Genomic DNA, 22,988 nt, shown 5'->3' on the forward strand with positions numbered 1-22,988 from the left:
GCATCTCCTTTATTGTGTGGAGCAATCACTCGGAAGCGTTTTCTCAAGCAAGTTCTGGGGAACCATCTATGGTTAACAGCATACTGCAAGTCTCTCAAGCAAAGGCAAACAGATGGATCTGAAAAGTGGTTATCCCTTTTGGGCAGTCAAAAATGGCCTGTTGAAAACCTTTCCTCAGCTGACTCGCGATCACCAATGCGAGGTTGTTGTGATTGGTGGCGGTATTACGGGTGCATTGATTGCTGATGAGCTAAGCCGCAACGGTCACCATGTGGTGGTGCTTGAACGCCGGGATGTGGGGTGGGGCAGTTCAGCCGCCAGTACTGCTTTGCTGCAGTACGAAATTGACACCCATATGACAGAGCTAGCCGAGCGCTACGGGGAAGCCGATGCAGTGCGTGCTTACCGCGCCTGTGCAGAGGCGATTGGCGAGCTTGAGTCCCTGGCGGCAGGGCTGGGCGATGTGGACTTTGAGCGTCAGCAAAGCCTTTACTATGCCAGTAGCGAAGAGGATGTCGCATCGCTTCAGGAGGAGTTGGCGCTGCGCCAAAAACACGGTTTTGAAGCCGAGTGGGTTGAACGCGAGGCTATTTTGGCGGAGTACGGTTTTGAGGCACCCGGCGCTATTCTTACTCAGCTAGCCGCCACTATTGATCCTTATCGCATGGCATATCAGCTGTTTTCCAGGGTGGTCGAGCGTGGAGGAGAAGTATATGACCGCACACAAATGGAGACGATGACGCCGGATGATCAAGGCGTCACGCTCACGCTCGCCAATGGTGCCAAGCTGCGTTGTCAGTACGTGGTGATGGCCGCAGGGTATGAGTCGCAAGCCTGGCTGCCAGAAAAGGTGGCCGTCAATCGCAGCAGCTATGCGCTGATCACCGACCCACTACCGCCAGAGGCATTGGGCAAACTGCGCCACACCATGGTGTGGGAATCATCGCGCCCCTACCTATATATGCGCACTACCTGTGATGGGCGACTTCTCGTAGGGGGAGACGACGACGATGAAGATATTCCCAAGCGCCGCGATGCGCGGGTAGAAGAGAAGGCCGAAGGGTTAACAGCTAAAATAGAAACGCTATGGCCTAAGCTCGATATCAACCCAACATTCTCTTGGGGTGGCACCTTTGCTGAAACCGACGACGGCCTGCCTTTTTTCGGCCCGCATGACGCCCTAGGCCCACGCGTGCATTTTGCTATGGCCTACGGCGGCAACGGCATCAGCTATAGCATGATAGGTGCCAAACTGCTGCGAGCGCTTATAGAGGGTAGAGAACACCCTTTGGCAGAGCTGTTTTCATTTAGGCGACTGGCCAAAATAGCCTAACCTAAATGCAAGAAGCGGATAGCGAACAAGCTTAAAACGAGTATCCTGAGTGGATATTCATAAGGATAGCGGGCAATGGGCCACACACTTTATTTGCGTGCACTGGAGCGCAACGACCTGCGCTTTGTTCATGAGCTAAATAACAACCAGAGCATTATGTCGTACTGGTTTGAAGAGCCTTACGAGTCATTCGATGAGCTGGAGGAGCTGTATAACAAGCATATCCATGACAACGCCGAACGGCGCTTTGTCGCGGAAGATAGCCATGGAAATGCCATTGGTCTGGTAGAACTGATTGAGATCGACTACATCCATCGCAGCGGCGAATTTCAAATCATTATTACCCCAGAGCATCAGGGCAAAGGGTTTGCCCGAACGTTAATTCGCCAAGCGCTGCATTACTCGTTTACCATTTTAAACCTGCACAAGGTATACCTCATTGTGGCGGTGGAGAACGTTAAAGCGATTCATCTTTACGAGGAGAGTGGCTTTATAGAAGAGGGCCACTTGGTGCAGGAGTTCTTTATCAATGGCAAGTACCGCGATGTAAAGCGGATGTATATCTTGCAGGACACTTACCTAGCGCAACTGTCCGAGCAGCAAGAAGAGGGTGGCGAATGGGCTTAGTGGGGGTAAGAAAAAACCTTTAAACCCTAGCAACCAATACTCCTGCCATTCATTATCAAGACTAACTTGGCAGGAGTACCGGTGCCTGAGCTTTACTGGAACGAAGCTTCTAGGCGCTCTGCACGGTCACCCGCGGCTGGGTGGCTGGAGAAGACGCTGCTGTTGTTGCCGTATTTGGCTTCCATTTTGCGTAGGGCTGCAACTGAAGCCTCTGCATTCATGTCGTGGCGCTGCATTAGCTCAATGGCATAGTCATCAGCTGCACTCTCTTGGCTTTGAGAGAACTGAGCATTGATCAGTTTTTCGCCCAAGTCACCAAGCTCAGAGCTTGATAGTGCGGCGGCGGTAGTGCTACCGCTGGCCGCAGCTGCTTCACGTGCAGCGGAAGCCGCATAGGCAACCTGGAAAGCACGCTTGGAGTGTCCTAATGCGACATGGCCGATCTCGTGGGCGATAACGTAACGCACTTCATCGTCGGTCATCTCATCCATCAGCCCGCTATGCAGCCGAATGGATCCGTTGGGTACCGCAAAAGCATTCATTTCTTCTATTCGATAAACGTTATAGTCAAGCGTATGGCCGTCGACTGTTTCCCAGCCTTGGGTTAACTTGGCCAAGCGTTGTGCATACTGGCTATCGTCTGCAACAAGGTGGTTCTGGGAATCAAGCTGAGCGATGGTTTGATCGCCTAGTTGTTGCATTTGCTGATCCGACATCGTGGCAGCGCCGGCTAAGCTGGAGCCCGCAGACATTAAGCCGCCGAGATCAGCGCCAGATTGACAGCCGCTAAGAGCGAGAGTCGCCGCTAAACCTAATACATAAGATGTTTTGCGAACCAAAAAAGGTTTTTGCATCGTCCGTTCCTTCGTCAATGTACGTGCATAACAAGAAGAGTTTGCACGTTGAGTATTGCGCCTTTATTAGCCGAACTAATATTAGACTAATCCTTTATGTAACTCCATACCTTATCGAAAATTGACTTATAGGGATTGGCTAAGAACATCGAAACGTTGCACTTAAAGTCAATGCTTCGCTAGACATTGCGCTGATTGTTACCGCTTTAAAAATACACAAAGTGTTATTAATCGTAGCGGTAGGAAACATTAAAGCGATGCATCTTTACGAGGAGCGCCGCTTGATTTAAGGCCGAAATTGCCAAATCATCTGGCTGTAAGGCTAAAAAAACGCCTCGTGTAAACGAGGCGTTGTATGGAGCTGAAACAGCATGCGGGTTCTATATGCTTAACGCAGATAAGCCTTAATAGCGTCAAGTGCCGCGCGCTGCTGCAGAGCGCGTTTCGCCCACACTTCCATAACATCAGCTTCCAACGCTTGTGCTGGGGTGATTAAGTGTTGCATGGCGTTTATTCCTCTTTCAGGGGGGCAGAAATTTGTTGAGACCTTGTTGTAAAAAATGATGTTGTAAAAACTCATGCAGTAAAAGCGCATGTTGTACACAGCTTGTGTTATGCGAAGCAGCAATTTAGCTGCGGTAAGATATTAAGAGCTTTTTTTGCGAAGGGCTAGTCCTAACGATGTAGGTGATTTGCCATTTTTCGTAAGCCATGGCTTACAAATGCTGAAATGACGATATTAGGTCTTTGAATGGAAAAGGTTTTCATAGCCATAAAAAAGCCGGAAAATATTCCGGCTTCGGTGATTATCTTTGGTCTAAAGGGTGCAAAAGCACCTGAATTAGCCTAAATAGGCTTTCAGCGCTTCAACTGCGGCACGATGCCACTGAGCATTCAAGCTCCAGAACTCTAGAACTTCATTATCGCGTGCAGGGGGGGTTATTAAAAAAGTCATTGTGCGGTCCTCCTATTGGGACGACATCGTTATTATAGCCTATTTTTGTTGCAGTGCAGCATATCTTGGCGTGACACCGATGCCCTGCGACAAAGTGCCCTAGGCTGGGTAAGATTGGCTAAGGTAGTTTAAATAGGTATTTGCTATGGAAAGCCCGATGCGTCTGCGTATTTTGTCTGACCTGCACCTGGAATTTTTTGACGGAAACCGCGAGCTGCCGGAGGTGGAGGCCGATGTGGTGGTTCTGGCGGGGGACATTCACCGTAAGTGCGAAGGCCTTGCCTGGGCGCGCCTTCAGTTTCCAGACACCCCGATTATCTATGTGCCAGGCAACCATGAGTTCTACGGTACCTGCCTGCCGCTGCTGCGTGATGAGCTGGCACTCGAAGCCGAGCGGCTCGACATTGAACTGCTGGATAATCGTGCCATTACCCTCAATGGCGTACGCTTTTACGGTACTACGCTATGGACTGACTTTGCGTTATACGCCGGTGACCCAACTCAAAATCCCGCCGATACTGAGTCTAAGGCGCTGCGCTACATGCCCGATTTTAAAATCGTTCAAGCCTCGCCTGGCGTTACGTTCACACCTCAGGCGAGCCAGCAGGTACACGCTGAAGCACTCGCTTGGCTCGAAAAAGAACTGTCCCAGTCGTTTGCTGGCCCTAAGGTAGTTATTAGTCATCATGCTCCGCTGCATGACTGTATTCCTGATCAATATCTGGGCGACGCGTTATCCCCCGCGTTTGCCTCCCATTTGCCTCATTTAATGGGCAATATGGATGTATGGGTGCATGGGCATGTTCACGAACCCGTGGATATTTTGCGGAATGGCACGCGTATCATTGCCAATCCCGGCGGATATCCTGATGAGTTTACTCCCGCGTTGTTTAAGCCAGACTGTGTGGTTGATATATAAAAACAAATAAAATCAGCTGCTTAGTATTTTCAATAGATGATTAGCCAATCGCTGGCAGTCATGCCTGTAAGTGCTACTTTGGTTTAATTTTCACCACGGCAGCTTGCGTCTGAAAGTCATGCTACTTATCTTCTTGTTTGTATGATGTATGACATATTGGTCTGAATAATTGGATCGCCTATGCAAAGCAACGAAGAGTGAGTTTGAGAGCAACGTGTCGCGCCATCTTTGCAGTTGCTTGATATTCAAGGTGTTTTTAAAGTCTTCGATTGATCAACAAGGGCTGTGACGGCAATGAGCGGGATGCTGATCTGCGCGCTAACACCGCCTAATGGAGAATTGTTTATGTCGAGTCACGACACTCCCACGATAACCGATATGCAGGTCATTCCCGTGGCAGGGCGCGATAGCATGTTACTCAATATCGGTGGAGCGCACTCGCCGTATTTTACCCGCAACCTGGTTATTCTCAAAGATAGCCACGGTAATGTAGGGGTAGGGGAAGCCCCAGGTGGCGAGACGATTCAAACGTCTCTTGAGCAGTCGCGAGAGATGGTGGTCGGTCAGTCGATCGGCAAAATGCGCTCCATGATTGCGTCGTTACACAATGCCGGACGGAGTGCCGATTTTGAAGATTTCGGCAAAGGATCCTGGACATTCGAGCTTCGCATCAATGCAGTTGCCGCGCTTGAAGCGGCGTTACTTGATTTGATGGGTAAGTTTCTGGGAGTGCCGGTGGCAGAGCTCCTAGGTAACGGCAAGCAGCGTGACAGCGTTGACGTGCTGGGGTACTTATTCTTTATCGGTGATGGGCACGCTACGCCGTTGGATTTTCGACGTGGCACCGGGGGCTTGGATCACGACTGGTACCGTTTGCGTGACGAGGCGGCCATGACCCCTCAGCACATCGTTGAACTAGCTCAGGCGGCGCATGATCGATACGGTTTTAAAGACTTTAAGTTAAAGGGCGGGGCTCTGGCTGGCGAGCAAGAAATAGCGGCCGTCACGGCGCTGCACAATGCGTTTCCGGATGCGCGCACGACCATTGACCCTAACGGTGCTTGGTCGCTCGAAGAGGCGATCCGGCTGTGCAAGGATCTCCACGGTGTGATTGCCTATGCAGAGGATCCTTGCGGGGCGGAACAAGGCTTCTCCGGTCGCGAGATTTTAGCTGAGTTTCGCCATGCCACCGGGTTGCCTGTCGCCACCAACATGGTCGCCACCAACTGGCGGGAAATGGCTCACGCGCTGATGCTGCGCTCAGTGGATATCCCTCTGGCCGACCCGCATTTCTGGACGCTTTCCGGTGCTGTGCGTGTTTCCCAGCTCTGCCAGGATCATGGTATGACCTGGGGTTCTCACTCCAACAACCACTTCGATATTTCGCTTGCCATGTTCGCCCAGGTGGGGGCTGCCGCCGTGGGGCGCACAACCGCGCTTGATACCCACTGGATATGGCAGGAGGGTGATGCTCGCCTGACTCGCAATCCACCTGAGATTGTGGGTGGCAAAGTGGCCGTAACCGATGCGCCGGGGCTGGGTGTAGATATCGACATGAAGGCCATAGAGGAGGCGAATAAGCTCTATCTTTCACTGCCTGCTGGTGCTCGGGATGATGCGATGGCAATGCAGTATTTGATAGATGACTGGAAGTTTGATCCGAAAAAGCCAGCGTTAGTGCGTTGAGTGAATACTCTAAACATGACAAAGAAGGACATTACAATGAAAAAGTTAGCGCTAAGCTTATCTGTGGCAACAGCAATGATGGCCAGTGCTGGTGCATTTGCTGAATATCCTGAGCAAAACATCGATATGATCGTGCCCTTCTCAGCCGGTGGCGGCAACGACACCTTCGTCCGCGCACTACAGCCGCTGCTGGAAGAAAAACTCGATACCAACTTGGTCATTCGCAATATCTCAGGCGGCGGCGGAGCCGTGGGGCTGACGCGTGCTCAGGCATCAGATGCAGATGGCTATACCTTAGCTGCCGCCAGTAATGCACTGCTGACCTTGGAGGCGTTGGGTAATGTTGACTTTACCTACGAAGATTTTGATTTTGTCGCCAAGATTCTTGAAGAGCCCTATGTCATCGCTGTTGGTGAAGACAGTGAATACGCCGACTTGGACGCTATGGTCGAGGCTGCGAAGGAAGGCACCTCGGTGCAAGTTGGGGTTTCGGGGGTAGGGTCATCAGCTCACATCGCGGCGGTGGCCTTTGCTGATACCGCTGAAGTCGATTTTAACTTTATTCCCTACCCCGGCGGTTCTGAGACTATCTCCGCTGCTATGGGCGGGCACGTGGATGCCGTGGTGCTAGGTGGGGCGGAACTTCGCTCGGCGCTGGAGTCAGGTCGTCTGAAAGCCTTGGGTATGTCCTACGCAGAGCGTAGCGAGTCGTTGCCCGATGTCCCTACTTTCCAGGAGGAAGGCTACAACCTGTCTCTGACAGTATGGCGCGGCATCGCGGGCCCTGATGGCCTACCGGAAGAGGCTAAGGAAGCGTGGGTCAACGCCATCAAAGAAATTGTAGAAGAAGGATCCTTCGAAGAGACTGCCTCGAATCTGGGCTTGGATATTGTACCGCTGTATGGAGATGAGTTAGAGGCGTTTATCGCTGAATCTGCTGAAGTGATGAAAGAGAGTGCTGGCGACTTAGCTGCTAAATAAAATAAGGAGTTAGCGACTGATGGCAAAGGATATAGGTAAACCGATCTTTGATCTGTTTCTTGTGGTGGCATCGGCAATTGGGTTTTATATGGCCACTACGCTGCCAGCAGTCAGCATGGCGGGGGGGCTTTCCCCCGCTTCTTTTCCAAAGTTGATTTCTGGCTTGATTTTTGTGTGTGCCGTGCCCTGCTTAATACGTGATTCTTACGAATGGCTTGTTGCAAGGCGAGTGCGGGAAGACACAACAGCCCTTAATGCCTCTGCTCCGAAGAAAGGCATTTTGCAATGGCTGACCATCGTGGCTTTGATTATTGTTTATATCAACTCTTTCGAGCGGCTGGGGTATATCGCAAGCACAGCGATATTTTGCTTTTTAAATGTCGTTTGTCTTGTCATAACTAGCGGTGAGTTTCAAAAATTAAGCAATAGTCGAAAACTTCGAAACCTAGCAGCGTATACAGTTTTTGCGTTAGCTTTATCATTGGTTATCTATTATGTATTTACCGAACTATTCAATATCCCACTGCCGGATTGAGGAAGGAGAAGTGAGATGCTAACGGGTTATATTGATGGTTTGGGGCTGGTCTTCCAGTTGGGTACATTATTGGCGATTGCCGGTGGGACTTTCCTAGGCATTATTATGGGGGTATTGCCTGGCTTAACATCGGCCATGGCGATAGCCCTATTATTGCCGGTAACCTTTGGAATGCCGCCTGTGATGGGTATTGGTATGCTGCTGGGTACCCTGTGTGGTGCTGGTGCCAGTGGCTCGATACCCGCCATATTGTTGAATATTCCAGGGACGCCATCCTCGGTCGCGACGACGTTCGATGGCTTCCCAATGGCTCAAAAGGGGGAAGCGGGGAGAGCCCTGGGGCTGGCAATTGTTGCCTCTTTCTTTGGCGGTGTAGCTAGTATGGTGGTGTTAAGTCTTCTCGCACCACCCATCGCTGAGTTTGCATTGCGATTTGGTGCTGCGGAGTATTTTTCGCTGAGCATTTTCGGGCTAGTCATTATTGCTTCTGTTGCCGGCAAGTCTCTCCTTAAAGGGTTGATTGCAGGCCTGATAGGTTTCTTTTGCTCTACCATCGGTACAGATCCTATTGCGGGGGTCGACCGTTTTACATTTGGACAGCTTTCTTTATTGACCGGGATTAACCTTTTACCGGCGCTGATTGGGTTATTCGCTGTGTCACAAGTGCTGAAAGATGCCTTCGAATATGACCCCTCCAATAAACTTCAGAATAGCCCCCATAAGGTCGATATTGCACGCCCGCGGTTTATTGAAACGCTGCGCAATTGGCGCGCCCTTCTCGTCGGTATCGTGTCTGGTTCTGTCGTGGGCCCAGTGCCTGGCGCTGGGGGCAGTATCGCCTCACTGGTAGCCTATGACCAAGCACGTCGTTTTTCTAGAACACCTGAAAAGTTTGGTAAGGGGCATGGTGCTGGCATTGTCTCCGTTGAGAGCGCGAACAATGCTTTATTAGGTGGGGCGTTAATTCCTACGCTTGCGCTGGGCATCCCCGGCGAGGCCGCGACGGCTGTTCTATTGGGTGGTTTAATGATTCAAGGCGTTACGCCGGGGCCGATGCTATTTGAAAGCCAGAGCGGCATCATTTACGGGATATTTTTAGCGTACTTAGTCGCTAACTTCTTCATGCTTATCATCATGTGTTTAGGCATCAAGCTGTTTGTTCGTGTACTGCTCGTGCCAAGAAAGCAGTTGATATCGGCTATCATTGTTTTCTGTTTCATCGGTGTTTACGGAGTTGATGGTGATGTTTTTAACCTCTACATAATGCTCGCTTTTGGATTGCTCGGCTATTTTCTCAACCGATATGGCTTTGGAACCGCTCCGGTAATACTGGGTTTAATTCTGGGGCCTATAGCGGAATCTAACTTGAGGCGGGGGCTGCAGACCTTCGGTGGTGATTGGACACCGTTTTTCACGCGGCCCATCAGCGTTACCTTTTTAGTCATTGCCTTAGGGTTGCTGGCGCTGACACTGTGGCAGAACTACCGTACTCGTCAACAAGACGCGGCGTCTGACGCTGCTTGAAATCCATGGTCGCCATTCGAGGCGGCTGGGGTGTTGAAGCCCACTCGCGGAGTGGGCTTTTTTAATGGTGGGGGTAAGTAATGGCTAATATCGATTTTGAGACGTTGCGCAGTACGATTGAAAGATCATTATTGAAGGCGGGGTTAAAGCCCGCTGATGCTAAGACCTGCGCGCAAATCCATGCTGAAAGTACCCGCGACGGCGTACATTCGCATGGTATCGGACGGGTTCCGCGTTTCATTGAGTACGTTGGGAAAGGCTGGGTCGATATCGACGCTAAGCCAAGCCTTGTCCAGCGATTGGGCGCGATTGAGGTGCTTGATGGAGGTTTTGGAATAGGTGTGGTCAATGCACTTCATGCCACAGAGCGTGCCATGGCGTTGGCGCGTGAGCATGGTATGGGGCTGGTGGCGCTACGCGATACAACCCACTGGATGCGGGGCGGAAGCTATGGCTGGCATGCGGTTGAGCAGGGGTTCGCGACGATTATGTGGACCAATACCGAGTCGTGTATGCCTGCCTGGGGTGGTGCTTCCCAATCGATTGGCAATAACCCGTTGGTGATGGCCGTGCCGCATAACACCGGGCCTCTGGTGCTCGATATGGCGATGTCTCAGTTCTCCTATGGGAAGCTGCAGACGACTCAGTTGAAGGGCGAGCGGTTGCCCGTTGATGGCGGTTTTGATGAGCGTGGAGAGTTGAGCCGTGATCCTGCGGCGATCGCTGCGACGCGCCGCTTGCTGCCGACCGGTTACTGGAAAGGCTCTGGCTTGTCGATTCTACTGGATGCGTTGGCAGCACTGCTCGCTCAAGGGCGTCCTAGCCATGCGATTGATAAGGTTCAGCGCGGCAGTGGTGGCGGTTGCAGCCAAGTGTATATGGTGTTTGACCCTGAGCAGCTCGGCGGCCGCGAGGCTTGCGATAGCATTGTCGAAGGCATTCAGTCTCATCTGGCCGCCGCCACGCCAGCCGAGCCGGGGCGGCCAGTGCGCTGGCCGGGCGAGTCTACCGCTAATCAGCGATATGGAGAGAGGTCGATTGTTGTCGATGACATGCTATGGCGCTCTGTTTGCGAGCTGGCGGGTGATTAGTTAAAGGCGTTTTAATCCTCAACAGGTTTACAGGGGATGGCTGCTACTTTGGTTTAAATTTCGATAGTTCTGCTTGCACCCTGCGAGCAGGATACTTATCTTCTAGGTTGTATGATGTATGACATAAGGTTGTTGGCTAGCTAGTGATGTCTGCTCATTCAGTGGTCAACACATTTTAAAGAGGGCGCAAAGTGACGTTTTCAAGACAAGAAGTAACAAAAGCCATCGGCGATGGTCTGCTATCGTTCCCGATTACCGATTTCGATAGTCAAGGTCGTTTCGATGAAGCGAGCTACCGCAAGCGGCTTGAGTGGTTTATCAGCCACGAGATCTCGGCGGTCTTCGTCGCGGGTGGCACGGGGGAGTTTTTTAACCTGTCACTTGATGAGTATCGCGAGATTGTTCGCGTCGCTGTCGAAGTAATCGACGGTCGCTTGCCCGTCATTGCCAGCGCCGGCTTAAGCGTTGAAACCGGCAAGGCCTTTGCAAAAGCGGCCGAAGAAGCGGGCGCTGACGGCATTCTGCTGATGCCGCCATACCTTACCGAGTGCCCGCAGGATGGCTTGGTGGAGTATGCCCGCCAGATTTGTGATGCCACGTCAGTCAACGTGATTTATTACAACCGCGGTAATGGCATTCTGAATGCTCATTCTGTTCAGCAGCTCGCCGACCAGTGTCCCAACTTGGTGGGGCTAAAAGATGGCAAAGGCGATATTCAGGCGCTCAACAAAATCGTCAAAACCGTGGGTGACCGCTTGGTGTATATCGGCGGCGTGCCCACGGCTGAAATTTTTGCCGAGGCCTATGTCTCTATTGGCGTCAATACCTACTCATCGGCTGTTTTCAACTTCGTGCCGGAGATGGCAGTGAAGTTCTACAAGGAGTTGCGTAAAGGTAATAAAGACGTTGTGAAACAAATCACTAACGAGTTTTTTATTCCTTTCGTAGACCTCAGGGATCGAAAAGCGGGCTATGCCGTTAGCCTGATCAAAGCAGGCGCAGAGATTGTTGGCCGTCCCGCCGGCAGTGTTCGCGCGCCGCTGACAATGCCAACCCAAGAGGAGTGTCAGGAGCTTAAAAAGCTGATTGATAGCGTTAAGCCGTAATAAAGCACCAGCTCATTAAGCCATTAATTCATTAAACCACTGAGCTATAACAATTTAACAACGAGCGAAAGAGGTGAAAGTATGATCGTTTCTAATAAATTAATGACAAGTGTCGGTTCCGCAGCGCTGATAGCAGCATTGAGTGTCAGCGCTGGCGTAGCCATGGCCCAAGATGGCCCATTGCGGGGCAATATTCGTGTTGTCATCGGTTCAACGTCCACAGGCGGGGATACGTATCAAAACTCTACTATTGTGGTGGATGAGCTAGCTGAAAGGCTGGATCTCAACATGAAGGTGGATGCCGTTGGCGCAAGCTCTGCTTTCCGCACACTTGACCGGGACTCTCGCGGCAATACGCTGATGATCTTCCATGATCAGTCCTACCTTGGCCATCTGTATGGCGTAGAAGGTTACGACGATATTTTTGAGAAATATACCGTCGGGCCAACGCTTGCAATCAACCCAGGCAATGCCTACCTGGTGCCTAAAGATTCACCTTACCAGACCCTTGATGACATCATTGCTGCAGTAGGCAATGGTGAGACTGTGCGGGTCGCTATCCAGCCGGGTGGCGTATCGGAGATTGGTTTCAGTGCCCTGAAAAATGCCATCGCTATTGAGCATCCTGGGCAGGAAGACAACCTGGTTGCTGTCAATACCGGTTCTCAATCCGACAAAAACCAGCAACTTTTTGACGGCCAAGCCGATGTGATTAATGGCACCGTGCAGGCTAACGAGCAGTACACGCGGTTACCTGAGGACGATCAGAAAGCAATGCGTTTTGTCTGGTTGACGGCCCGTCAAGATACCATTGAACAGGCTCCGGAAGAGGGGCTTGGCCAAACGTCTCGTGAGCAACTGTTGGAGTATGTAGAGCCAAACGTGCACGTCACAATGGGCGATGACGAGAGTTTTACATTCGATAAGGAGTTCTTCTTCCTCTACAACAAAGACATGGATCCAGCGATTGTTGAGCAAATCGATGAAGCGCTAGCGGATATCTATGCGGAAGGTGAAATACAGGAGACTCAGAAGAACGCTTTCTTTATCCCCAACTTCAAGCCTTCTGATGAAGCCTCTGAGTATCTCGCCGATAAGATGGCTCGCTACGAAGAAATCATCAGCAACATCCAGTAAAGGGTATGGCACTCGCTGCGTGGGCGGCGGGTGTCTCACCTATGCGTGAGCCGCTATAGAACCGCTATAGAAAGAACAATGGTAAGCAGGATACCCTGCTGCTTATGCCCGGAGCCGTTATGGAATCAGGTCTGTCAAGTCTGCTTAGTGTCTCAATCGATTTCGAGACCTCCCACCTGTTTTTCCCGAGGATTATTCACTGGATCATGGCGGGACTCTTTGTCTTGATTTTAACGACAAAGGTAGCTCCCTTCATGGCATCAGTGAAACGAGGAGAGCGCACACTGCCCATTGTGGGTGAAGCTAGGGATAATTTCCGTTTCTTCGGCACGCTCGTCTTGATCGCGGCGTATTTTTATTTAATGGCAGTTGTGGGTGATCTATTCCCCTACACCGGCTATGGCTTTCTGATGGTTTCGATAGCTTTCGTATTCCTTATGTCACTGCTCTATTTGCATGACTGGACGAAAAAGGCCCTTACCATCGTGGTGGTCAATGCCATCGTCGCACCTAGTCTGGCCTGGTTCATTCTCGCCAAGCTTTTCACTATCACCTTACCGTGACCGAAGCGAGTGCCACCATGGAATTTCTCTCACTTCTCGATATAACGTTTTTTTTACTCGCCGGGTTCGGTGCTCTGATAGGCATCATCTTCGGCGCTATACCCGGTATGACCGCCACCATGGCGGTGGCTGTTTGCCTGCCGCTCACCTATGCCCTTGGATTACACCATGGCCTGGCGCTGTTGCTGGGGCTTTATGTAGGGGGGATTTCCGGTGGAATGGTGCCGGCGGTGCTGCTCAATATTCCCGGCACACCGTCTTCAATCACCACTACCTTTGATGGCTACCCGATGGCCCAAAAGGGCGAGGGTGAGAAAGCGTTGAAGATATGCGTTATCGCGTCCGTCGTCGGGGGGCTTATCAGCGCCGCTATACTCTTCCTGTTTGCGCCACTATTGGCCGATTTCTCGATCAAGTTCTCCTATGTGGAGAAGTTTTTGATCATTTTGTTAGCGTTAAGTGTCATTGCTTCGCTCTCCAGCAGCATGCTGATTGGCATCTTTAGCGGCGTCATCGGCATCTGGCTGAGCCTGATCGGTGACTACAGCATCTCGGATGGTGGCAATGGCAAGACCCGACTGATGTTCGATTTCATGGAACCCTACTTATTTGAAGGGTTTTCGCTATTGCCGGTGTTGATCGGTGTCTTTGGTATTTCCACGATTTTGCTTGAAGCGGAAAAGGGCGCAAAGAGTGGGCTGGTCAGCGAACGCATAAAGATCAGCAAAGGAGGTGGCTTTTCGCTTTCGATCTTTAGAGGACGTGTGACCAATCTGGTGCGCTCATCCTTTATCGGTACCTTCGTCGGCATGCTGCCTGGGGTCGGTGGCAGCGCCGCTTCCGTGCTGGCTTATACCCAAGAAAAAAACTTAACGCGGGATTCATCGCAAATGGGTAAAGGGGCACCCCAGGGACTTATTGCCTCGGAGTCAGCCAACAATGCCTTGACCGGAGGTGCATTGATCCCACTGCTGTCGCTGGGTATCCCCGGTGACTCAACTACGGCTGTGTTGATCGGTGCATTCACGCTGCAGGGCATCCAGGTAGGGCCGCTATTTATTCCTGAGAATACCGACACTTGGTACGTCATGATGACGGCCCTGGTGTTCGCCAACATCGTGATGTTCTTCTTAATGTTTTATGCCATTAAGTACATCGCCAAAGTGGTGATGGTTCCCAAGCACATCCTGTTTCCCATCATTGTGATGATGTGTGTAGTGGGTGCCTATGCCATCAACTACGGGATCATGTTTGATGTTTGGACGCTGCTGATTTTCGGTGTTTTAGGCTATCTGGTGCAGAAGATTGGTCTGGAAGTGGCTCCGCTCATTATTGGTTTCATCTTGGGGAGCCAGGCCGAGGTCTACTTCGTCAAGAGTCTGGAATCGTTCGGCACTTACTCGATCTTTTTCACCAAGAGCCCCATTGCCATGGTGCTGTGGGGATTGATTGCAGCCTCGATAATGTTCGCGATCGTTATGGGGGTTAAGTCTCGCGCCAGACAAAAAATGGAGCTGACCCAGGTGACTGGCAGTACACACACAGCCTCAGGAAAGGGTCATGACACAGATAACGACTAATACGCGTGTGATTCGCGTACACCCCAGCGATAACGTTGCCATTGTGGTCGAGCAGGGCGGCCTCGCTGAAGGCACCGTCATTGAGGGCAGCATCACCACCACGATGCCTATTCCGCAAGGCCACAAGGTGGCGCTAGAGGACATCGCTGAAGGGGCTCAGGTTGTTCGTTATGGCGAGATCATTGGTCAGGCGTTAACGGCCATTGCCTGTGGCAGTCACGTGAACGAGACGAATGTTCGCCTTCCCACGGCACCGGCGCTGGGTGAGTTACCCTTGGCCACACGTGAGATCCCCGCGATGGAGCCTCTGGAAGGGTACACCTTTGAAGGCTTCCGCAATCCGGATGGCAGCGTGGGTACCAAGAACGTCTTGGGTATCACCACCAGCGTTCAGTGTGTCGCCGGTACTGTCGATTACGTAGTGCAGCGCATCAAACGCGAGCTGCTGCCACGCTTCCCCAACGTCGACGATGTTGTGGGGCTTAATCACTCTTATGGCTGTGGCGTTGCCATTAATGCACCTGCGGCGATTGTGCCGATTCGAACGCTTAAAAACATCGCCCTGAATCCAAACTTCGGCAACGAGATAATGGTGATCGGGCTGGGTTGTGAAAAGTTGCAACCCTCGACACTGCTGACCGACCGGCCAGTAAGAGTTTATGAAAACACCCAGGCGGCCGACCCAGAAGCCAACGTGCTGAGCCTTCAAGATGACTCCTTTCAAGGCTTCGGTGAGATGGTCGAGGGTATTCTGGCCATGGCCGAACGCCATCTTGAGCGACTCAATCGACGTCAGCGCGAAACCTGCCCGGCGTCCGAGCTAGTGGTCGGTATGCAGTGTGGCGGTAGCGATGCTTTTTCCGGAGTAACGGCTAACCCTGCGGTGGGCTTTGCGACCGATTTGATCGTACGGGCGGGTGGCAGCGTGATGTTTTCGGAGGTCACCGAGGTGCGAGACGCCATCCATCTGCTGACGCCAAGGGCAATTGATGAGCAGGTGGGCAGGGCGTTGATCGAGCAGATGGCCTGGTACGACGACTACCTGTCTCAAGGGCAGGCGGATCGTAGCGCCAACCCCTCCCCAGGCAACAAGAAAGGCGGGCTCAGCAATGTGGTTGAGAAGGCGCTGGGGTCGGTGATTAAGTCGGGCAACTCACCCATTGTTGATGTTATTGGCCCCGGTGAACGGCTGCGCCGGAAGGGCCTGACCTTTGCTGCCACTCCGGCCAGCGATTTTATTTGCGGCACGCTTCAGTTAGCGGCAGGTATGAACTTGCAAGTGTTTACCACTGGGCGTGGGACACCATATGGCCTGGCCATGGTGCCTGTGCTCAAGGTCTCCTCTAACTCCACGCTGGGAAAACGCTGGCACGACATTATCGACCTGGATGCAGGCCGCATTGCCACAGGCGATGCCAGCATTGAAGAGGTGGGCTGGGAGCTTTTCCACCTGATTCTTGAGGTGGCCAGCGGGCGCCAACAGGCTGCCGCCGATCGGCTAGGTATTCATAACGACTTGGTGTTGTTTAATCCTGCGCCAGTGACTTAATTCCTTAAAATAATTTTTCAACTTGGGTCAATAATAATAGAGGTTTACGACATATGTTTCCGAAGATTAAATCAATGAAAGTGGTTCCCGTCGCTGGTTACGACGGCTTTTTGCTGAACCTCAGCGGCGGTCATGCACCCTGGTTTATTCGCTGTGTGGTTATCCTTGAAGATGATGCGGGTAACCAGGGCGTTGGTGAGATTCCTTCCAGCGGCGGTATTCTTAAAGGACTGGAACAGTGCCGTGAGCTGGTAGAAGGCTCGCAGATCAATAATGTTAAGCACACCCTCAATCAGGTTCGCCTGCGTTTAGCCCAAAACGGACGCGAAGAACGAGGCCGACAGACGTTTGATCTGCGTGTCGCTGTTCACGTGATCACAGGCATTGAGTCCGCGCTGTTAGACCTCTATGGGCAGGCACTACACATGCCCGTAGCCGACTTGCTCGGTCAATATGGCCGTCAACGCGATGAAGTCGAGGCGTTGGGCTACCTGTTTTTATTGGGGGATCCTGGCAAGACAGACCTACCGTACCCTCAAGCGCAGAACCCTCAAGATGCCTGGGACGAAATCCGCTACCAAGAGGCCTTGACACCCGAAGCGGTGGCTAATTTAGCTAAAGCCGCCTATGAGCGTTATGGGTTTAAAGACTTCAAGCTCAAGGGCGGTGTATTACGTGGGGATGAGGAGGCTGATTGCATACGGGCGCTCCATGAAGCGTTCCCGGAGGCACGACTAACGCTTGATCCTAACGGTGCCTGGACGCTCGATGAGGCGGTGCGAGTACTGGAGCCGATCAAGCACCTGCTTAGCTACGCCGAAGACCCCTGTGGCCAGGAAGAGAGCTACTCAGGACGCGAGACCATGGCTGAGTTTAAGAAGCGCACCGGCCTGCCTACGGCTACCAATATGATCGCGACAGATTTTAAACAGCTGCAGTACGCCGTCCAGCTCAATTCCGTTGATATACCTTTGGCAGACTGTCATTTCTGGACCATGCAAGGCGCGGTAAAAGTGGGTGAGCTTTGCAACGAGTGGGGCATGACCTGGGGCTCTCACAGCAACAACCACTTTGATATTTCGCTAGCGATGATGACCCACGTTGCCGCTGCCTGCCCGGGCGATATTACCGCAATCGATACGCACTGGATCTGGCAAGATGGACAGCGAATCACTAAGAACCCTTTGCTCATTCGCGATGGCAAACTCAAAGTGCCCACCACGCCAGGGTTAGGCGTTGAATTGGATGAAGACAAGCTCATGGAGGCACACAAGCTTTACAAGTCGTTGGATACCACACAGCGAAATGACGCCATGGCGATGCAATTTTTGATTCCTGGATGGGAGTTCGATCCGAAGCGCCCGGCGCTTGTTCGTTAGAGCATTTTCTCATTAACCGTGGCTTAAGCCCGTTGTATTGAAGATAGAGGGATGAAACAAACCAAGTGAGTAAGCGCTCGACTTTGGTCTAGTTTTTACATCTCTCTATTGTAGTACCTCCAAGAACACACTAAGTTTCAGGTTGTATGATGTATGACTTTGGTGTGGAGAATCCTCTGTTGCCGGTATGCAACAAGAGATTGAGGAATAAAGTACGACTTGATGCGTACTTGCTTGCAAGAAACTGACAGACCTTCATGCACCAACATTTTGCTTATCAACGCATACGCAGATCCTTGTGGCGTGTATGCATTAAGGAGTAGACACAATGTACAAAAACAACAAAGCCCCGCTGACTCTGGCCGCTGCTGTTGCTTTATTCTCACTATCGGGTACAGCGCTCGCGGACTACCCTGAGCGAGATATCCGCGTCATTGTGCCCTGGGGAGCTGGCGGCGGTACCGATGGAATCGTCCGTAAACTGACCACCATCGCGGAAGAAAATCTTGATGTTTCCATGTACGCAGAAAACATCGAGGGGGGCGTTAGTGCCACCGGTATTGGCCAGCTTATGAGTGCCCGTCCTGACGGCTATACCATTGGCGCGTTAACCTATGACAGCCTAGTTACTGTGCCCTGGCAGGCTATGCTGCCCAGTTACGATATCGATAAGTTGAAGCTGATTGCACGGGTTACCAGCGAACCCGATGCAATCGTCGTTGATGCCAATTCCGACTATCAAACGATCCATGACCTTATCGAGGCGGCTAAGGCTGATCCCGGCGAGATTCGCGTTGCCATTCAAAATCTGGGCGGGCGTGTCCATCTGGCGATCCTGCAACTACAAGAGTTGACGGGTACGGAGTTCAGGATCGTCTCTTATCCCGGTGGTGCCGCCCCGCAAAAAGAAGCCATTCTGTCCGATGAGGTCGATGTGGCACTCACCAGCCTGGGTGATTTTTCCAGTCTCCTGGAAGATGGCACCGTGCGCGGTCTCGTTGAGTTTTCTGATACACAAAACCCGACGTATCCCGATGTTCCCACCACAGCTGACGAGGGGATCGACCTCCAGATTGGCAGCTTTATTGTCTTTGCCGCCCCAGTAGACACCCCGGAAGAAGTTATTAACGAACTGGAAAGCGCTTACAAAACGGCATACGACAGCGATGAGTTTCAAGAGTGGGTTGCCAACGTTGGGGTAACGCCGAACTGGCTGGGTACCGATGAGGTGACTACTTGGGCTGATGAAACGGCCGAGTCACTGTTCAGCGAAATGGATGCGCTGGTTGAAGCAGGCGTGATGTCCAAGTAACTCGCAGCTCAAAGAGCGTGGCATCGGTAGCCGGTGCCACGGCTAGCTCAATAAGAGGATTTTGAGTCAATGAACAACGTCGAACGCTTCAGAAGATCGGCAGTACTGTTTCCAGCTTTCTTGCTGGTATTGACCACGATCTATCTGGCGGAAGCCTTAAGCATACGCTCGCAGTTTGGTGGTGACACCATCGTGGGGCCACGTTTCATGCCTATTCTTATGGCCTTCATCATGTATGTAGCGCTGGTTGTAGTAATCGTAGGGGAGTGGCGTAAAGAAGCAGAGGCGACCACTGGTGGCTCTTTGCTAAGGCCGTTGCTGATTGTACTGGCGACAGGCATCTACATCGGCGTGTTTCGTCCCTTGGGGTACGTGCCAGCGACGCTGGGTTTCGTGGTAGCGCTCTTTCTTATCTTTGACTTCGAGAAACATCGCCCCGCCTTCTTCATATTTTATGTGATCGCCGTTACAGCGCTCTTTTACGGACTGTTTGCCGGTATTTTCGGGGTGCGTCTGCCTCCCATGTTAGGAGGATTCTAATGGAGACCTTTGTTAGTTTCCTGGGCGGTTTTGAAGCATTGCTGAGTTGGCAAGTGCTGGGCTTCATGATTGCCGGTTTCTTAATTGGTACCTTCTTCGGTGCGATGCCTGGACTTACCTCAGTGCTGGCGATCGCCTTGCTATTACCCATTACTTACACGATTGACGTTGTACCCGCGCTGGTCATGTGTGCGTCTATCTTTATGGCGGGAATGTACTCCGGCAGCATAACGGCCACGACGATCAATATTCCCGGCGCTCCCTCTTCAATGATGACTGCTGTGGAAGGCAATGCCTTGATGTTAAAAGGGCATGGTGCCAATGCGCTAGGCCATGCGGCGCTAGGCTCAATGATTGGTGGCTCAATTGGTGCCTTATTGCTTATGGCATTCATGCCGATCGCAGGCGAGCTGGCGCTTTTGATTCGCACCCCCGGCAAGTTCTCACTTGTACTCTTTGCCCTAGTGGTGATCATCATTGTCGACAAGGGAGCCATTGCCAAGGGTATTGTCGCCACCACCCTGGGTATCATGCTGGCCACCGTGGGGATTGATGTACTCCAGCCGATTCCTCGCTTCGAGTTTGGCACTGAACTGCTGGTCGAAGGTATCGGTTTAATGCCTGTGGTCATCGGTGCGTTTGCGGTCAGTGAGCTACTGGTACAGGCGCAGAACTGGAACCTCTCTTTAGAGGGTACGCTAAAGCGGGCGAAAGGCTTAAAAATTCGTCGACGCGATTTTATTCCCCCGTGGTCTGAAATTCGTGAGGTGGGGTTCTTTACCTATATTAAGAGTGCTTTCATTGGCTATGCCATTGGTATTTTGCCCGGCGCGGGTGGCTCAATGGCGGCTTTCGTGGCCTATGCTGATGCCAAGCGCAGTTCGAAAAAACCTGAAGAGTATGGCAATGGCAGCCGTGAAGGTATTGCGGCGGCTGAATCGGCAAATAACTCCATGTGCGGCGGTGCTTTTGTGCCGATGCTGATGTTCGGGATCCCGGGCGACCCAACCACGGCTATTGTACTTGGCGTTTTGGTTATCAATGGCTTACAGCCAGGGCCACGTCTCATTGAACAGCAGGCTGATCTAATAGCGCCCATGTTTGCCTCTCTGTTTGTGAGCGCCTTGATCCTCATCCCGCTGACGCTGTTCCTGTTCGGGCCGTACTTTATTCGCATCGTCTCAATCTCCCGTGGTCTGCTCTACAGCGCCATCGCCGTGGTAGCGCTCGTCGGAAGTTATGTGGCGACTTACTCAATTTTTCAGATGTTTTTAGCCCTATTGTTTGGTGTGTTGGCTTTCTTCCTGCGCAAACATAACTACTCGGTTGTGGCCATGTTACTAGGCTTCATCTTGGGGCCGGATTTGGAGCAGTATTTGCGACGCTCCTTATCGTTCAATGACGGTAACCCGATAGTCTTTCTGACCAGTTTGGACAGCCTTGCTTTCCTGGCATTAACCGTCGTTTTCGCCTATCTGATTCTGCGCAAGAAGCCGAAGCTTGATGCCATTCCGTGATCTTAATAAACATTTGTACAAAACAAGATTGGATTCTGTTACTCGATATGCGCCTCCAGTGCTGTTCATCATGAGCGGCTGGGGGCGCTCTTCTCTGCCATTAGGATGCCAACATGACAACAAAAACTCGCCCACTACCGCGTACCGGGGGAAAAGTACTGGTTGACCAACTCCTGATCCACGGGGCTGATAGTGGCTACTGTGTGCCCGGAGAGAGCTACCTGGAAGTGCTCGATGCGCTGTTTGATCAGCGTGAGCATTTCACCCTCTATAACGCCCGGCATGAGGCCGGGGCAGCAAACATGGCCGAGGCCTATGGCAAGTTGACGGGGCGCCCCGGTATATGCCTGGTGACACGCGGGCCTGGCGCTTGCCATGCCGCTATTGGTGTTCATATTGCCCAGCAGGACTCGACGCCTATGATCCTGCTGATCGGCCAGGTCGACCGTGGCTCGATGGATCGGGAAGCATTCCAGGAAATTGACTATCGGGTGATGTTCGGCGGTGTGGCCAAGTGGGTGGCACAGATTGAGGATGCTCGCCGAATTCCCGAATACATGGCGCGCGCCTTCCGAGTGGCGACATCAGGCCGTCCTGGCCCGGTGGTGCTGGCGCTACCTGAGGACATGCTGACTGATATCGTCGAAGTGGAAGATGCGCCACCCTATTTGCCATCACGGCCGAGCGTTGGTGTAGATGAAATCGAGAAAATTGCTGCCCTGGTGTCCCATGCCGAACGTCCGTTAATGTTGGTAGGCGGGTCGGGCTGGACGGATGAGTCCTGTGAGCAGATACGCACCTTCGCTGAAACTAACGGCATTCCAGTGGCCTGCTCGTTTCGACGTCAGGACATTTTGGACAACGCCTCAGACTGCTATGTGGGCGATTTCGGCACTGCTGTTGTGCCTTCATTGATTAAACGTCTTGCCGAGGCTGACCTAGTGTTGGTCGTCGGTGCCCGGCTCGGCGAGATGACTACCAGAACCTATACTACGCTAGCTGCTCCTAACCCTAGCCAGACACTGATACACGTACACATCGACCCGGATGAGATAGGTCGGGTGTTTAGTCCGGCGCTGGGCGTTGTTTCGGCTCCTGATAAGCTGGCCACAGCGTTAGCAACTCACGATTGGGGGCAGCGCAGCCGTTGGAGTGAGTGGTGCAAAACGCTTCGCGATGAGTACCTAGCCGATACGCTGCCCCCACCGCACGATTACCCACTCGATATGGGGGCGGCAATGCATGCGTTGCGCGACAGCCTGCCGAAGGAGTGTATCGTCACGCTAGACGCCGGAAACCATACCGGATGGGCGCAGCGCTTTCTGGCTTACCAGCGTCCTGGGCGGATTATTGGCTCAACCTGCGGTGCGATGGGGTATTCGGTTCCTGCCGCCGTGGCGGCCTCTTTACGTGAACCCGAAAAGTGTGTGCTGGCGTTTGTCGGCGATGGTGGTTTTATGATGAGCGGTATTGAGATTGCCACCGCCGTACAGCATGGCGGACGGCCCATCGTACTGCTGTTCAATAACGGTACTTACGGTACGATTCGCATGCACCAGGAGCGTGAACATCCCAACCGCGTCTCGGGAACCGATTTAATGAATCCGGATTTCGGTCAGCTGGCTGCAGGGCTTGGTGCGCATTTTGAGCGGGTCAGTGACACCGTTAGTTTCAAGCCCGCTCTGGAGCGGGCTATGGCGTCGGGTCGTCCTGCCGTGATTGAACTCGTCACCGACCCCGAGCGGATTTCGACACGCACTACCGTGGCGGCACTGCGTTCAGTGAAAGCCAATTCATAAA

Annotated in this window: 19 protein-coding genes; 18 read left to right on the forward strand and 1 reads right to left on the reverse strand. The window is 52.4% G+C overall.

What is annotated here, in order from left to right:
- Positions 1-112 precede the first annotated feature (112 nt).
- Positions 113-1,333 carry an NAD(P)/FAD-dependent oxidoreductase gene (locus tag SR894_RS04225; protein WP_133732941.1) on the forward strand — a complete coding sequence of 407 codons (1,221 nt, stop codon included), beginning with the start codon at positions 113-115 and terminating at the stop codon, positions 1,331-1,333.
- Positions 1,334-1,408: 75 nt separating this feature from the next.
- Positions 1,409-1,960 (forward strand): spermidine N1-acetyltransferase, encoded by a 552-nt coding sequence (speG, locus tag SR894_RS04230; RefSeq protein ID WP_133732940.1) that lies wholly within the window; start codon positions 1,409-1,411, stop codon positions 1,958-1,960.
- Between the two features lie 92 nt (positions 1,961-2,052).
- On the opposite strand, the gene SR894_RS04235 is transcribed toward speG, so the two are convergent.
- Complete coding sequence (locus SR894_RS04235) at positions 2,053-2,814, reverse strand: M48 family metalloprotease (RefSeq protein WP_133732939.1); 762 nt, start codon at positions 2,812-2,814, stop codon at positions 2,053-2,055.
- 1,112 nt (positions 2,815-3,926) lie between these two features.
- Here SR894_RS04235 and SR894_RS04240 point away from each other — a divergent pair.
- From SR894_RS04240 to SR894_RS04315, 16 genes are all read left to right on the forward strand, one after another.
- Positions 3,927-4,688: a metallophosphoesterase gene (locus SR894_RS04240; RefSeq protein ID WP_133732938.1), complete on the forward strand. Its 762-nt coding sequence runs from the start codon at positions 3,927-3,929 to the stop codon at positions 4,686-4,688.
- 345 nt (positions 4,689-5,033) lie between these two features.
- Positions 5,034-6,374, forward strand: a complete 1,341-nt coding sequence (locus SR894_RS04245; RefSeq protein ID WP_133732937.1) for an enolase C-terminal domain-like protein — start codon at positions 5,034-5,036, stop codon at positions 6,372-6,374.
- Between the two features lie 36 nt (positions 6,375-6,410).
- Positions 6,411-7,355: a Bug family tripartite tricarboxylate transporter substrate binding protein gene (locus SR894_RS04250; protein ID WP_166650417.1), complete on the forward strand. Its 945-nt coding sequence runs from the start codon at positions 6,411-6,413 to the stop codon at positions 7,353-7,355.
- Between the two features lie 19 nt (positions 7,356-7,374).
- Positions 7,375-7,890, forward strand: coding sequence for a tripartite tricarboxylate transporter TctB family protein (locus tag SR894_RS04255; protein ID WP_133732935.1), 516 nt, complete (start codon positions 7,375-7,377; stop codon positions 7,888-7,890).
- A 15-nt stretch (positions 7,891-7,905) separates the two neighbouring features.
- Complete coding sequence (locus tag SR894_RS04260; protein ID WP_133732934.1) at positions 7,906-9,414, forward strand: tripartite tricarboxylate transporter permease; 1,509 nt, start codon at positions 7,906-7,908, stop codon at positions 9,412-9,414.
- Positions 9,415-9,494: 80 nt separating this feature from the next.
- The gene (yiaK, locus tag SR894_RS04265; RefSeq protein ID WP_133732933.1) at positions 9,495-10,505 is read left to right on the forward strand and encodes a 3-dehydro-L-gulonate 2-dehydrogenase; all 1,011 of its coding nucleotides are present in this window, start codon (positions 9,495-9,497) and stop codon (positions 10,503-10,505) included.
- A gap of 191 nt (positions 10,506-10,696) precedes the next feature.
- Complete coding sequence (gene kdgD, locus SR894_RS04270) at positions 10,697-11,611, forward strand: 5-dehydro-4-deoxyglucarate dehydratase (RefSeq protein WP_133732932.1); 915 nt, start codon at positions 10,697-10,699, stop codon at positions 11,609-11,611.
- An 81-nt stretch (positions 11,612-11,692) separates the two neighbouring features.
- Positions 11,693-12,748 (forward strand): ABC transporter substrate-binding protein, encoded by a 1,056-nt coding sequence (locus SR894_RS04275; protein ID WP_133732931.1) that lies wholly within the window; start codon positions 11,693-11,695, stop codon positions 12,746-12,748.
- Positions 12,749-12,867: 119 nt separating this feature from the next.
- Positions 12,868-13,311, forward strand: coding sequence for a tripartite tricarboxylate transporter (locus tag SR894_RS04280; RefSeq protein WP_133732930.1), 444 nt, complete (start codon positions 12,868-12,870; stop codon positions 13,309-13,311).
- 17 nt (positions 13,312-13,328) lie between these two features.
- Positions 13,329-14,891 (forward strand): tripartite tricarboxylate transporter permease, encoded by a 1,563-nt coding sequence (locus SR894_RS04285; RefSeq protein ID WP_133732929.1) that lies wholly within the window; start codon positions 13,329-13,331, stop codon positions 14,889-14,891.
- The gene (gene garD, locus SR894_RS04290; RefSeq protein ID WP_133732928.1) at positions 14,872-16,440 is read left to right on the forward strand and encodes a galactarate dehydratase; all 1,569 of its coding nucleotides are present in this window, start codon (positions 14,872-14,874) and stop codon (positions 16,438-16,440) included. The genes SR894_RS04285 and garD overlap by 20 nt, the downstream gene beginning before the upstream one ends.
- Before the next feature lie 53 nt (positions 16,441-16,493).
- A complete protein-coding gene (locus SR894_RS04295) occupies positions 16,494-17,819 on the forward strand; it encodes an enolase C-terminal domain-like protein (protein ID WP_133732927.1) in 1,326 nt (441 codons plus the stop codon).
- Positions 17,820-18,147: 328 nt separating this feature from the next.
- A complete protein-coding gene (locus SR894_RS04300; protein WP_133732926.1) occupies positions 18,148-19,131 on the forward strand; it encodes a Bug family tripartite tricarboxylate transporter substrate binding protein in 984 nt (327 codons plus the stop codon).
- A 69-nt stretch (positions 19,132-19,200) separates the two neighbouring features.
- Complete coding sequence (locus tag SR894_RS04305; RefSeq protein WP_133732925.1) at positions 19,201-19,671, forward strand: tripartite tricarboxylate transporter TctB family protein; 471 nt, start codon at positions 19,201-19,203, stop codon at positions 19,669-19,671.
- The gene (locus tag SR894_RS04310; protein WP_133732924.1) at positions 19,671-21,188 is read left to right on the forward strand and encodes a tripartite tricarboxylate transporter permease; all 1,518 of its coding nucleotides are present in this window, start codon (positions 19,671-19,673) and stop codon (positions 21,186-21,188) included. Before SR894_RS04305 ends, SR894_RS04310 begins: the two co-directional genes overlap by 1 nt.
- 113 nt (positions 21,189-21,301) lie before the next feature.
- Entirely contained in the window at positions 21,302-22,987 is a 1,686-nt protein-coding gene (locus SR894_RS04315; RefSeq protein ID WP_223287852.1) for a thiamine pyrophosphate-binding protein, read from the forward strand.
- Position 22,988 lies beyond the last annotated feature (1 nt).

Source organism: Vreelandella neptunia (genome assembly GCF_034479615.1).
Classification (GTDB): domain Bacteria; phylum Pseudomonadota; class Gammaproteobacteria; order Pseudomonadales; family Halomonadaceae; genus Vreelandella; species Vreelandella neptunia.

Coding starts and splice junctions, on each gene's coding strand:
- SR894_RS04225 (WP_133732941.1), top strand. CDS start 113: ATGGATCTGAAAAGTGGTTATCCCTTTTGGGCAGTCAAAAATGGCCTG.
- speG (WP_133732940.1), top strand. CDS start 1,409: ATGGGCCACACACTTTATTTGCGTGCACTGGAGCGCAACGACCTGCGC.
- SR894_RS04235 (WP_133732939.1), bottom strand. CDS start 2,814: ATGCAAAAACCTTTTTTGGTTCGCAAAACATCTTATGTATTAGGTTTA.
- SR894_RS04240 (WP_133732938.1), top strand. CDS start 3,927: ATGCGTCTGCGTATTTTGTCTGACCTGCACCTGGAATTTTTTGACGGA.
- SR894_RS04245 (WP_133732937.1), top strand. CDS start 5,034: ATGTCGAGTCACGACACTCCCACGATAACCGATATGCAGGTCATTCCC.
- SR894_RS04250 (WP_166650417.1), top strand. CDS start 6,411: ATGAAAAAGTTAGCGCTAAGCTTATCTGTGGCAACAGCAATGATGGCC.
- SR894_RS04255 (WP_133732935.1), top strand. CDS start 7,375: ATGGCAAAGGATATAGGTAAACCGATCTTTGATCTGTTTCTTGTGGTG.
- SR894_RS04260 (WP_133732934.1), top strand. CDS start 7,906: ATGCTAACGGGTTATATTGATGGTTTGGGGCTGGTCTTCCAGTTGGGT.
- yiaK (WP_133732933.1), top strand. CDS start 9,495: ATGGCTAATATCGATTTTGAGACGTTGCGCAGTACGATTGAAAGATCA.
- SR894_RS04275 (WP_133732931.1), top strand. CDS start 11,693: ATGATCGTTTCTAATAAATTAATGACAAGTGTCGGTTCCGCAGCGCTG.
- SR894_RS04280 (WP_133732930.1), top strand. CDS start 12,868: ATGGAATCAGGTCTGTCAAGTCTGCTTAGTGTCTCAATCGATTTCGAG.
- SR894_RS04285 (WP_133732929.1), top strand. CDS start 13,329: ATGGAATTTCTCTCACTTCTCGATATAACGTTTTTTTTACTCGCCGGG.
- garD (WP_133732928.1), top strand. CDS start 14,872: ATGACACAGATAACGACTAATACGCGTGTGATTCGCGTACACCCCAGC.
- SR894_RS04295 (WP_133732927.1), top strand. CDS start 16,494: ATGTTTCCGAAGATTAAATCAATGAAAGTGGTTCCCGTCGCTGGTTAC.
- SR894_RS04300 (WP_133732926.1), top strand. CDS start 18,148: ATGTACAAAAACAACAAAGCCCCGCTGACTCTGGCCGCTGCTGTTGCT.
- SR894_RS04305 (WP_133732925.1), top strand. CDS start 19,201: ATGAACAACGTCGAACGCTTCAGAAGATCGGCAGTACTGTTTCCAGCT.
- SR894_RS04310 (WP_133732924.1), top strand. CDS start 19,671: ATGGAGACCTTTGTTAGTTTCCTGGGCGGTTTTGAAGCATTGCTGAGT.
- SR894_RS04315 (WP_223287852.1), top strand. CDS start 21,302: ATGACAACAAAAACTCGCCCACTACCGCGTACCGGGGGAAAAGTACTG.